Annotated in this window: 9 protein-coding genes, 1 tRNA gene and 1 rRNA gene; 5 read left to right on the top strand and 6 right to left on the bottom strand. The window is 61.4% G+C overall.

Going from position 1 to position 12,450, the window contains the following annotated elements; translation table 11 throughout:
* Nucleotides 1-127: 127 nt before the first annotated feature.
* From iclR to MMS95_RS01390, 5 genes are all read left to right on the top strand, one after another.
* Complete coding sequence (gene iclR, locus MMS95_RS01410; RefSeq protein WP_021505158.1) at nt 128-958, top strand: glyoxylate bypass operon transcriptional repressor IclR; 831 nt, start codon at nt 128-130, stop codon at nt 956-958.
* 252 nt (nt 959-1,210) lie between these two features.
* Complete coding sequence (gntK, locus tag MMS95_RS01405; protein ID WP_004936645.1) at nt 1,211-1,750, top strand: gluconokinase; 540 nt, start codon at nt 1,211-1,213, stop codon at nt 1,748-1,750.
* Nucleotides 1,747-3,084 carry a gluconate transporter gene (gene gntU / locus MMS95_RS01400; RefSeq protein WP_015379253.1) on the top strand — a complete coding sequence of 446 codons (1,338 nt, stop codon included), beginning with the start codon at nt 1,747-1,749 and terminating at the stop codon, nt 3,082-3,084. Before gntK ends, gntU begins: the two co-directional genes overlap by 4 nt.
* A gap of 98 nt (nt 3,085-3,182) precedes the next feature.
* Entirely contained in the window at nt 3,183-4,997 is a 1,815-nt protein-coding gene (gene edd / locus MMS95_RS01395) for a phosphogluconate dehydratase (protein WP_015379254.1), read from the top strand.
* A gap of 54 nt (nt 4,998-5,051) precedes the next feature.
* Nucleotides 5,052-5,693 (top strand): bifunctional 4-hydroxy-2-oxoglutarate aldolase/2-dehydro-3-deoxy-phosphogluconate aldolase, encoded by a 642-nt coding sequence (locus tag MMS95_RS01390; protein WP_004936635.1) that lies wholly within the window; start codon nt 5,052-5,054, stop codon nt 5,691-5,693.
* 1 nt (nt 5,694) lies between these two features.
* On the opposite strand, the gene aceK is transcribed toward MMS95_RS01390, so the two are convergent.
* The 6 genes from aceK to MMS95_RS01360 all read right to left on the bottom strand — a co-directional run bounded on the left by aceK (nt 5,695) and on the right by MMS95_RS01360 (nt 12,388).
* Complete coding sequence (aceK, locus tag MMS95_RS01385; protein WP_033631950.1) at nt 5,695-7,449, bottom strand: bifunctional isocitrate dehydrogenase kinase/phosphatase; 1,755 nt, start codon at nt 7,447-7,449, stop codon at nt 5,695-5,697.
* A gap of 69 nt (nt 7,450-7,518) precedes the next feature.
* Nucleotides 7,519-8,826, bottom strand: a complete 1,308-nt coding sequence (gene aceA, locus MMS95_RS01380; RefSeq protein WP_004936630.1) for an isocitrate lyase — start codon at nt 8,824-8,826, stop codon at nt 7,519-7,521.
* A gap of 41 nt (nt 8,827-8,867) precedes the next feature.
* Nucleotides 8,868-10,466 (bottom strand): malate synthase A, encoded by a 1,599-nt coding sequence (gene aceB / locus MMS95_RS01375; protein ID WP_015379256.1) that lies wholly within the window; start codon nt 10,464-10,466, stop codon nt 8,868-8,870.
* A 374-nt stretch (nt 10,467-10,840) separates the two neighbouring features.
* Nucleotides 10,841-11,770 (bottom strand): homoserine O-succinyltransferase, encoded by a 930-nt coding sequence (metA, locus tag MMS95_RS01370; protein WP_004936623.1) that lies wholly within the window; start codon nt 11,768-11,770, stop codon nt 10,841-10,843.
* A 381-nt stretch (nt 11,771-12,151) separates the two neighbouring features.
* Nucleotides 12,152-12,267 (bottom strand): 5S ribosomal RNA (gene rrf / locus MMS95_RS01365).
* 45 nt (nt 12,268-12,312) lie between these two features.
* Nucleotides 12,313-12,388: transfer RNA gene (locus MMS95_RS01360), tRNA-Thr, on the bottom strand.
* Nucleotides 12,389-12,450: the final 62 nt, after the last annotated feature.

Here is a 12,450-nt window from a genome sequence, read left to right as displayed (position 1 = left end):
AGGGCCAGGCGACAATTGAGAGTTTTTCAGGTTGTGCGCCAACACCTCCGATGAGCTGACGGCGGCTTGCAATTCATCGACAAAAAACGAAAATGAATTCCATCATACGGAAAAAGGAATCTCACCCATGGCCACCCCTGCTCCCGCCAAGCGCGGCAAGAAGCCCCGCGCAGCAGCCCCCGCCGCCAGTGCGGCGACCGGTCAGGTACAATCGTTGACCCGTGGCCTGAAACTGTTGGAATACATTTCGGAAGCCCAGGGCAACGTGGCGCTGACCGATCTGGCCCAGCAGGCCGGCCTGCCGAACTCCACCACTCACCGCCTGCTCACCACCATGCAGCAGCAGGGATTCGTGCGCCAGGTCGGCGATCTCGGCCTGTGGACCATCGGCTCGCACGCCTTTGTGGTCGGCAGCAGCTTCCTGCAAAGCCGCAACCTGCTGGCGATGGTGCATCCGACGCTGCGCCGCCTGATGGAGGAGTCCGGCGAAACCGTCAACCTGGCGGTGCTGGATACCAGCGAGTACCAGGCGATCATCATCGATCAGGTGCAGTGCACGGCGCTGATGCGCATGTCGGCGCCGATCGGCGGCAAACTGCCGATGCACGCCTCCGGCGCCGGCAAAGCGTTCCTCGCCACCCTGCCGGACGATCAGGTGACCAAACTGCTGCATAAGAAAGGCATGCACACCTACACGCCGCATACCCTGACGCCGCACAACCTGAAAGAGGGGCTGGCGCAGATCCGCAAACAGGGCTTCTCCTTTGACGACGAAGAGCACGCGCTCGGCCTGCGCTGCGTGGCGGCCTGCATCTTCGACGAACACCGCGAAGCCTTCGCCGCCATTTCCATCTCCGGCCCGGTGTCGCGCATCACTGACGATCGCGTGATCGAGCTGGGCGCGCTGGTGATCCACGCGTCGAAAGAGATCAGCCTGGCCTACGGCGGCGTGCGCTAATCCTGTCCATCCGAGGGGCGCCGCAGCGCGCCCTTGTTCCCCCGCTCTGTTCTGTTGTCAGCATGTAACAGGCTGTCGGCATCCTGTTTAGCGCACAGGAAAAAAGCTTGAAGCCGATCACAGTTAACGATCCTCACGGCGAAAGCCCATTGCAACCGCTCAAACTTCCTTCGACAATGTTACCGATAACATGTTACCGGTAACAATCAAGATGAACGAAGGTAACGTCACCCGGTGTTTTGGAGCCAAGCCATGACCAACAATCAAAATCGCATTTACGTCGTTATGGGCGTTTCCGGCAGCGGCAAGTCCGCCGTCGCCGCCGCCGCGGCCCGCCAACTCTCCGCCGGCTTCCTCGACGGCGACTTCCTGCACCCGCGCAGCAACATCCTGAAGATGGCCGCCGGCGAGGCGTTGAACGACGACGATCGCGCGCCGTGGCTGGCCGCGCTCAACGACGCCGCCTTCGCCATGCAGCGCACCAACAACGTGTCGATCATCGTCTGCTCGGCGTTGAAAAAGCAGTATCGCGACCGCCTGCGCGCCGGCAACGGCAACCTGTCGTTCATCTATCTGCACGGCGAGTTCCCGGTGATCGAATCCCGCCTGGCGGCGCGCAACGGCCACTTCTTCAAGCCGCAGATGCTGGTCACCCAGTTCGCCGCGCTGGAGCAGCCGGGCGCCGACGAGAACGACGTGATGGCGATCGACATCAATCAGCCGCTGGACGCGGTGATCGCCGATACCGTGCGCCATATCCAGAGCTTCCTGCCGCAGGACGTGTGCGCGTGAGTACCGTAACGCTGGTCGGTACCGCAGTCGGCTCGGTTTTACTGCTGTTATTCCTGGTGATGAAGGCGCGCATGCACGCCTTCGTCGCGCTGATGCTGGTGTCCATCGCCGCCGGCATTTTCTCCGGCATGCCGCTGGAACACATCGCCGACACCATGCAAAAAGGCATGGGCGACACGCTGGGCTTCCTGGCGATCGTGGTGGCGCTGGGGGCGATGTTCGGCAAGATCCTGCATGAGGTCGGCGCGCTCGACCAAATTGCGGCGCAATTGCTGAAACGATTCGGACAAAGCAAGGCGCACTACGCGCTCGGCATCGCCGGGCTGATCTGCGCGCTGCCGCTGTTCTTCGACGTGGCGGTGGTGCTGCTGATCGGCATCGTGTTCGCCGTGGCGCGCCGCACCGACGGCAATATCGTCAAGCTGGCTATTCCGCTGTTCGCCGGCGTGGCCGCCGCCGCCTCCTTCCTGCTGCCGGGGCCGGTGCCTATGCTGCTGGCGTCGCAGATGAAGGCCGATTTCGGCTGGATGATCGCCATCGGCCTGGTAGCGGCGGTGATCGGCATGCTGATCGCCGGCCCGCTGTACGGCAGCTTTATCAGCCGTTTCGTCAACTGGCCTATGCCGCCGGAAGAGAATGAGCCGACGCTGACCAAGGGCAATCTGCCGTCGTTCGGCTTCAGCCTGGCGCTGGTGCTGTGCCCGCTGGTGCTGGTCGGCATGAAAACCATCGGCGCGCGGCTGGTCACCCCCGGCTCGCAGCTGCAGCAGTGGCTGGAGTTTATCGGCCACCCGTTCACCGCCATCCTGCTGGCCTGCCTGATCGTGATTTACGGTCTGGCGAAGCCGCGCGGCATGAGCAACGAACAGACGCTGGCCATCTGCTCCGCCGCGGTGCAGCCGGCCGGGATCATCCTGCTGATGACCGGCGCCGGCGGGGTGTTCAAGCAGATCCTGGTGGATTCCGGCGTCGGGCCGGCGCTGGGTGACGCCATGATCGGCGCCGGCCTGCCGATCGCCGTGGCCGCCTTTGCGCTCTCCGCCATGGTGCGGGTGATCCAGGGCTCGGCCACCGTCGCCTGCCTGACCACCGTCGGCCTGGTGCTGCCGGTCACCAGCCAGCTCGGGCTCAGCGGCGGGCAACTGGCCGCGCTGGCCATCTGCATCGCCGGCGGCTCCATCGTGCTGAGCCACGTCAACGACGCCGGCTTCTGGCTGTTCGGCAAATTCACCGGCGCCAACGAACTGCAAACGCTGAAAACCTGGACGGTGATGGAAACCATTCTGGGCAGCGTCGGCGGCGCCATCGGCATGATTGCATTCACGATGTTTTAAATCCCAAATCGCCCCCGGCCTTGCACACCAGGGCTGCAAATCACCCCCGGGGGCACCGCCACAGGCGGCGACTATAACAACAGCAATGTGAGGAAGGCATGATTAATCCAACCTTGTCCCGTGTCACACAGCGCATCATCGACCGTTCCCAGGCCAGCCGCGCCGCCTATCTGGCGCGTATCGAGGCGGCCCGCTCCCAAACCGTCCACCGCGCGCAGCTCGCCTGCGGCAACCTGGCCCACGGTTTCGCCGCCTGTCAGCCCGATGACAAGGCGTCGCTGAAAAACATGGTGCGCAGCGATATCGCCATCATCACCGCCTACAACGACATGCTGTCGGCCCACCAGCCGTACGAACATTACCCACAGCGGCTGAAACAGGCGCTGAAGGCGGTGGGCGCCGTGGGCCAGGTGGCCGGCGGCGTGCCGGCGATGTGCGACGGCGTGACGCAGGGGCAGGACGGCATGGAGCTTTCGCTGATGAGCCGTGACGTGATCGCCATGTCGGCCGCCGTCGGCCTGTCGCACAATATGTTCGACGGCGCGCTGTTCCTCGGCATCTGCGACAAGATCGTGCCGGGGCTGGTGATGGCCGCCCTCTCCTTCGGCCACCTGCCCGCGCTGTTCGTGCCGGCCGGCCCGATGAGCAGCGGCCTGCCGAACAAGGAAAAAGTGCGCGTGCGCCAGCTGTACGCCGAGGGCAAGGCCGACCGCCTAGCGTTGCTGGAGGCCGAGGCTGCCTCTTATCACGGCATCGGCACCTGCACCTTCTACGGCACCGCCAACACCAACCAGATGGTGATGGAAGTGATGGGTCTGCATCTGCCGGGCGCCTCCTTCGTTCATCCGGACACGCCGCTGCGCGACGCGCTGAACGACGCCGCCGCGCGCCAGGTGACCCGACTGACCGACACCGCCGGCAACTACCTGCCGATCGGCCGCCTGGTGGACGAGAAAGTGGTGGTGAACGGCATCGTCTCGCTGCTGGCGACCGGCGGCTCAACCAACCTGACCATGCATCTGGTAGCGATGGCGCGGGCGGCGGGCATCATCATTACCTGGGACGATTTCTCGGAGCTGTCGGAGGCGGTGCCGCTGCTGTGCCGTATCTATCCGAACGGCCCGGCCGACATCAACCAGTTCCAGGCCGCCGGCGGCGTGCCGCTGGTGGTGCGCGAGCTGCTGCAACACGGCCTGCTGCACGAAGACGTGCATACCGTGGCCGGTTTCGGCCTGCGCCGCTACACCCAGGAACCGTGGCTGGACAACGGCCAACTGGTGTGGCGCGAAGGCGTGGCCGGCTCGCTCGACGCCAGCGTGATCGCCAGCGTGGCCCAGCCGTTCGAACATCACGGCGGCACCAAAGTGATGGCCGGCAATCTGGGCCGCGCGGTGATGAAAACCTCGGCGGTGCCCGCCGACAACCAGATCATCGAAGCGCCGGCGGTAGTGTTCGACAGCCAGCACGACATCGTGCCGGCGTTCGAAGCCGGCAAGCTGGATCGCGATTGCGTGGTGGTGGTGCGCTTCCAGGGGCCGCAGGCCAACGGCATGCCGGAGCTGCACAAGCTGATGCCGCCGCTGGGCGTGCTGATGGATCGCGGCTTCAAAGTGGCGCTGGTGACCGACGGCCGCCTGTCCGGCGCCTCCGGCAAGGTGCCTTCCGCCATCCACGTCACCCCGGAAGCCTATACCGGCGGCCTGCTGGCGAAAGTGCGCGACGGCGATCCGATCCGCGTCAACGGCCGCAGCGGCGAGCTGCAGGTGCTGGTCGACGCCGACGAACTGGCCCGGCGCACGCCATGCCAACCCGATCTGAGCGCGGAACACATCGGCTGCGGCCGCGAGCTGTTCGGCGCGCTGCGCAGCCAGCTGTCCGGCGCCGAGCAGGGCGCCTGCTGTATCAAATTTTAATCGATAGCCTGGCCGCATCGCCGCCTGGCGGCGGCCACAGAGGAGAACGTCAGCATGAACAAGTGGACAACAAGCGCCGAGCAGATCCTGACGGCGGGGCCGGTGGTGCCGGTCATCGTGATCAACAAGCTGGAACATGCGGTGCCGTTGGCGAAAGCGCTGGTCGCCGGCGGCGTGCGGGTGCTGGAGGTGACGCTGCGCACCGCCTGCGCCATGGACGCCATTCGCGCCATCGCCCAAGAGGTGCCGGAAGCGATCATCGGCGCCGGTACGGTGATCAATCCGCAGCAGCTGCGGGAAGTGACCGAAGCCGGTGCGCAGTTCGCCATCAGCCCAGGCCTGACCGACGAGCTGCTCAAAGCCGCCACCGCAGGTTCCATTCCCTTGATCCCGGGCATCAGCACCGTTTCCGAACTGATGCAGGGCATGGATTACGGCCTGCGCGAGTTTAAATTCTTCCCGGCGGAAGCCAACGGCGGCGTAAAAGCGCTGCAGGCGATCGGCGGCCCGTTCCCGCAGGTGCGCTTCTGCCCGACCGGCGGCATCTCACCGGACAACTACCGCAGCTATCTGGCGCTGAAAAGCGTGCTGTGCATCGGCGGCTCCTGGCTGGTGCCGGCGGACGCGCTCGAAAGCGGCGACTACGCGCGCATCACTGAACTGGCGCGCGCCGCCGTCGCGGGCGCCGAGGCCTGATTTACATCGCAGCGGTGGCGGCCGGCAGCGCCGCCCCGCTGCGCTGGCTGAACCGCTGCTTCTTGCGATAAGCAAATACGTCTTCCACATGCCCTTCGCGGATGCGCTGCTGCAACCCGCGCCAATACTCCGCGGTAAACAGATCGCTGTGCAGCTCTTCAAACACCTGCCGAATGCGCCGATCGCCGCACAGAAAGTGGCGGAACTCTTCCGGGAACACGTCGTTGGGCGCGATGCTGTACCACGGCTCGCTGGCCAACTCATCTTCCGGATAACGCGGCGGCGGGATATCGCGGAAGTTGACCTCGGTCATGTAGCAAATCTCGTCGTAGTCATAGAACACCACCCGCCCGTGGCGCGTCACGCCAAAGTTCTTGAACAGCATGTCGCCGGGGAAGATATTGGCGGCGGCTAACTGCTTGATCGCGTTGCCGTACTCTTCAATCGCATCGCGCATCTGCTGGTCGTTGGCCTGCTCCAGATACAGATTCAGCGGCGTCATGCGCCGTTCCATATACAGGTGCTTAATCACAATGCGATCGCCGAGATCTTCCAGTTTGCCCGGCACTTCGCGCCGCAGCTCCGCCAACAGTTCCGGGCTGAGGCGCGCCTTGTCGACGACGAAATTTTCGTACTCTTGGGTATCCGCCATACGCCCGACGCGATCGTGCTCTTTCACCAGCTGATAGCAGGCCATCACCTGCGCCTGCGTCACCTCTTTTTGCGGGGCGAATTCGTCCTTGATCACTTTAAACACCCGATCGAAGGACGGCAGGGTAAACACCAGCATCACCATGCCCTTCACCCCCGGCGCGATGATGAACTGCTCCTGCGACTGCGCCATAAAGGTCAGGTATTCGCGGTAGCATTCAGTTTTGCCGTGCTTCTGGCAGCCGATCGCCATGTACAGCTCGGCGGTGGTCTTGCCCGGCAGGATCTCGCGCAGCCACTCGACCATCGCCGCCGGCAGCGGCGCGTAGACCATGAAATAAGAGCGGGCGAAGCCGAAGACGATGCTGGCCTCGGCCTTACCGGTCAGGCAGGCATCGATAAACAGCGCGCCCGACTCGCTGTGGTGGATCGGCAGCAAGAACGGATAAACGCCGTCAGCCAGGCGCAGCTTGCCGACCAGCCAGGCGGCCTTGTTGCGATAGAACAGTTCGTTGGCGATCTGAAAGGTGGCCCCCGCCAGTTGCTGCGGACTGAAGGCCCGCTGCAGCGCCTGAGTGATGTAGCGAATATCGCGCGTCAAATCTTCCCACGGCAACCGCAGCGGCAGATCGCTCAGCACGCTGCGCAGCATCGCCGGCAGATCGCCATTGGAGGTGAAATCGCGCGCCAGCGGACGCGGAATGTCGCGAAAGCGCCGTTCCGGCTGCGAACTGAACACGAACAGCTTGTCCGGCGTCAGATCGCGATGCTTGAACAGCCGGCAGTAGACCGAGTTAAAAAAGCTTTCGGCTATCTCGAAACGCGGGTAGTCCGGCAGCAGATCGATATAAACCGCTTTGACCCGGCTGGGGAAGTCGGCGTCGAAATATTTCTGTCCGGTGATGCATTTGAGCTGCTCCACCACCAGGCCGACGTGATGGTCATACAGATGGATGCGCTTTTTCATCGCCTGCTGCACCGCCGGCCAGTCCGCCTGCTCGAAGCGCTGCTGCGCGCCGGCGGTCACCTCCAAAAAGCGGCCGTACTGCGCATCGAAGCCCTGCAGGATCGTCTGTGCGATCAACAACTCCAGTTTTGCCGCCATCCTTACCCCCGCCAGAAAAAGAAGCCTGCGCATGCAGGCTCCGGGTGAAACGTCTTCAAGCTTGCCGCATCAGAACTGCTGTTCTTCCGTCGAACCGGTCAGCGCGGTGACCGAAGAGGCGCCGCCCTGAATGATGGTGGTGACCTTGTCGAAGTAGCCGGTGCCCACCTCCTGCTGATGCGACGCAAAGGTGTAACCGCGATCCACCGCGGCGAACTCCGCCTGCTGCACCTTCTCGACGTAGTGTTTCATGCCCTCGCCCTGCGCATAGGCGTGCGCCAGGTCGAACATGTTGAACCACATGCTGTGGATGCCCGCCAGCGTGATGAACTGATACTTGTAGCCCATGTCCGACAGCGCCTGCTGGAAGCGCGCGATGGTCTGATCGTCGAGGTTCTTCTTCCAGTTGAACGACGGCGAGCAGTTGTAGGCCAGCAGCTTGCCCGGGTATTTGGCGTGAATGGCGTCGGCGAAGCGCTGAGCGGCATCCAGATCCGGCGTTGAGGTTTCGCACCACACCATATCGGCGTAAGGGGCATAGGCCAGGCCGCGGCTGATCGCCTGCTCGACGCCTGCATGGGTGCGGAAGAAGCCTTCTGCCGTGCGCTCGCCGGTGACGAAGGCGCTGTCATACGGATCGCAATCGGACGTCAGCAGGTCGGCCGCATCGGCGTCGGTACGGGCGATCACCAGCGTCGGCACGCCGAGCACGTCGGCCGCCAGGCGCGCGGCGACCAGCTTCTGGATCGCTTCTTGCGTCGGCACCAGCACTTTGCCGCCCATATGGCCGCATTTCTTCACCGCCGCCAACTGGTCTTCGAAGTGCACCCCGGCGGCGCCGGCGGTGATCATCGCTTTCATCAGCTCGAAGGCGTTCAGCACGCCGCCGAAGCCGGCTTCCGCATCGGCGACAATCGGCAGGAAGTAATCGGTGTAGCCTTTGCTGCCCGGCTCAATCTGGTTCGCCCACTGGATCTGATCGGCGCGGCGGAAGGTGTTGTTGATGCGCTCGACCACCTTCGGCACCGAGTCCACCGGATACAACGACTGGTCAGGGTACATGGCCGCCGCGCTGTTGGCGTCGGCCGCCACCTGCCAGCCGGACAGGTAGATAGCCTCGACGCCGGCTTTAGCCTGCTGCAGCGCCTGGCCACCGGTCAGCGCGCCCAGGCAGTTCACGTAGCCTTTGCGCGCCTTGCCGTTCAGCAACGCCCACAGTTTGGCGGCGCCGTTTTGCGCCAGGGTACATTCCGGGTTGACCGAACCGCGCAGGTTGATCACGTCTTCGGCGCTGTAAGGGCGGGTGATGCCTTCCCAACGGGCCGATTTCCATTCCTGTTCCAGCTGCTGGATCTGTTGAGAGCGAGAGGTAGACATAATTTTTATCCTTTCAGTCATGTAGGGTTGATTGGGAAAGTTCAGGCCAGCAGCTCATAGCCGGGCAACGTCAGGAAATCGATTAATTCATCTTGCGTGGTGATGCGCTCCATCAGGCGCGCCGCCTCTTCGAACCGGCCGGCGTTAAAGCGCGCTTCCCCTACTTCTTCACGCACCACCAACATCTCTTCTTGCAACATCTGGCGGAACAGCGCCTTGGTGACCGGGCGCCCGTCGTTCAGGCTCTTCTCGTGGTGGATCCACTGCCAGATAGAGGTACGGGAGATCTCCGCCGTCGCGGCATCTTCCATCAACCCATAGATAGGCACGCAGCCGTTGCCGGAGATCCAGGCTTCGATGTACTGCACCGCCACGCGGATATTGGCGCGCATCCCCGCTTCGGTGCGTTCGCCGTCGCATGGTTCCAACAGCTGCGCGGCGCTGATTGGCGCATCCTGCTCACGCATCACGTCCAGCTGATTCTGGCGATCGCCCAATGCCTTGCCGAACACCTCCATCACCGTGTCCGCCAGCCCTGGGTGCGCCACCCAGGTGCCATCGTGGCCATTGTTGGCCTCCAGCTCTTTATCCGCCCGCACCTTGTTCAGCACCCAGGCGTTTTTCTCAGCGTCTTTGCTCGGGATAAACGCCGCCATGCCGCCCATGGCGAAGGCGCCGCGCTTATGACAGGTTTTGATCAACAGACGTGAATAGGCGCTGAGGAAAGGTTTCTCCATGGTCACCGACTGACGATCCGGCAGCACGCGATCGCCGTGATTCTTCAGCGTTTTGATGTAGCTGAAGATGTAATCCCAGCGGCCACAGTTCAGGCCGACGATGTGATCGCGCAGGTGATAGAGGATCTCGTCCATCTGGAACACCGCCGGCAGGGTTTCGATCAGCACGGTCGCCTTGATGGTGCCACGTGGCAGATCGAAACGATCCTCGGTAAAGCTGAAGACATCGCTCCACCAGGCCGCTTCCTCCCAGGACTGGGTTTTCGGCAGGTAGAAATACGGGCCGCTGCCCTTGGCCAACAGCTGACGATAGTTGTGGTAGAAGTACAGCGCGAAATCGAACAGGCCGCCGGGGATGGCTTCATCACGCCACAAGACGTGTTTCTCCGGCAGGTGCAAGCCGCGCACGCGAGCGATCAACACCGCCGGATTCGGTTTCAGTTGGTAGATCTTGCCGGCTTCGTTGGTGTAGGAGATGGTGCCGTTAACCGCATCGTGCAGGTTGATTTGACCATCGATGACTTTGTCCCAGCTTGGCGCCAGGGAGTCTTCGAAGTCCGCCATAAATACTTTTACGTTGGCGTTCAACGCATTGATCACCATCTTGCGTTCTACCGGCCCGGTGATCTCGACCCGGCGATCGCGCAGGTCTTGCGGGATGCCGCGGATCTGCCAGTCGCCCTCACGAATGGAATTGGTTTCCGAAATAAATCCAGGCAGCTCGCCGCGATCGATATTTTGCTGCCAGCGGGCACGCGCCGCCAGCAGCTCATTGCGCCGCGGCGTGAATTTCCCCACCAGTTCCGCCAGGAATTCAACCGCTTCATCCGTTAATACCTGGCGCTCCGCAGCGGCGAAACCCTGGGTAAACCTTAACTCCGTGCCTGCTATCTGTTGCGTCATGACCTTGCTCCTTCCCATCATTGCGCCCGAGCGACCGGCGCATTTTCATCAGAAATCACTGTGGATCAGGGCGGATGAAACGATCCTAAACTGGTCAGATCTCATCCCGATAGCTCTAAGAATACTCAACAAAAAATAAAAATCAAAAACCATTTCCATTTTATTATTAAATATTTTATTAACACTTTATTATCAATTAGTTAGAACAAATAACATAACCAACAGGTAAGGAAATTGGTTCCAATAGAATCGCAAAGATAGGCTAACGCGTTGTTGGCCAATGGTTTTTTGGGGAAAGTGACCGGTAAAAAGGGGATCGTGCGGAGGATCAACAGCGCGGCGGCCTCGATTCAGCCGCCGGCAGGCAGAAAAGATCAGTCGAGAGTCGGATTCATATGGCGCAGATCGTAAGGCGTGATCTGGTAGACGTAATAGTTGAGCCAATTGGAAAACAGCAGGTGGCCATGGCTGCGCCAGGTGGCTTTCGGTGTCAGTGCGGGGTTGTCATCGGGGAAGTAGTTGAGCGGTACGGCAGGATCGAGGCCAGCTTCGTTGTCGCGACAATACTCCCCGGCCAGGGTCAGGGCATCATACTCAGGATGGCCGGTGACAAACGCCAGGCGCTTATCCCTGCTGGCGAACAGGTAGGCGCCGGCCTGCTCGGATTCGGCCAGAATATCCAGGTCGGTATATTGGCGAATCACCTCGGTCGGGAAATCGGCATAGCGTGAGTGCGGCGCCAGGAAGCTTTCGTCGAAGCCGCGCGTCAGCAACGCATGCTGCTGCAGCGTTTGGTGCGGATAAACGCCGGAGAGCTTCACTTCGCGCGTCATCTTGGGAATACCGTACAGGATGTTCAACGCCGCTTGTACCGCCCAACACACGAACAGCGTGGAGGTGACGTGGTTTTTGGCCCAGTCAATCACCCGTTCGATCTGCGGCCAATAGGCAACATCGCAGAAATCAACCAGCCCCAGCGGCGCGCCGGTGACAATCAGGCCATCGAAGTTCTCATTCTGGATATCCTCGAAGTCGCAGTAGAAGTTGTTCAGATGCTCGGCCGGCGTGTTCTTCGATTCGCGGCTGTCGATGCGCAGCAGCTGGATATCAATCTGCAGCGGCGAGTTGGACAACAGACGCAGAAACTGGTTTTCCGTTTCGATCTTCTTTGGCATCAGGTTGAGGATCAGCACTTTCAGTGGCCTGATTTCCTGTGTTTTTGCCCGCGAGGATGTCATCACGAAGACATTCTCACCGCGCAAGAAATTGACCGCAGGTAACTCATCAGGAACACGAATCGGCATTGCTTAACCCTCACACATCCATTTATACGTTTAGACTTCTAGATGCCCGAAGATAGCGTTTTTTTTCGTCGCTGTCGAGCATTCAGCGGAAAGGTGAAAATGTTTCATTGCGCGAGGATCACCAGGATATCGGCGCGGGAGATGAGAAGCTCTAAAAGCAAAAAGGCCATCCTTTCGGATGGCCTCTTGGCTTATTTGATGCTTGGCAGTGTCCTACAGTATTCGTCTCATCCTGAGACTCTCCCCTGCGGGGCCGCCGCAAGCGGCGTTAAGGCCCGTTCCCGACGGGCCTTTCGCATGCCCATGCTCGAGCAGAACACCAAATAACAGACAAAACAAAAAGCCCCATGCTTTCGCATGAGGCTTGTTGTTTTATTTGATGCTTGGCAGTGTCCTACTCTCGCATGGGGAGACCCCACACTACCATCGGCGCTACGGCGTTTCACTTCTGAGTTCGGCATGGGGTCAGGTGGGACCACCGCGCTATTGCCGCCAGGCAAATTCTTTTTTCTGCCGAACTTCTAAACCCACTTTAAATAAAGTGGTGCTGATACCCAGAGTCGAACTGGGGACCTCACCCTTACCAAGGGTGCGCTCTACCAACTGAGCCATATCAGCACGCTTAATTTGATGCCTGGCAGTGTCCTACTCTCGCATGGGGAGACCCCACACTACCATCG

Origin of the sequence: Serratia sp. PGPR-27 (assembly GCF_022678525.1) — a bacterium.
GTDB lineage: Bacteria > Pseudomonadota > Gammaproteobacteria > Enterobacterales > Enterobacteriaceae > Serratia > Serratia nematodiphila.
Note: the sequence above shows the minus strand (reverse complement) of the source record. Positions and strands in the feature narration are given on the sequence as shown.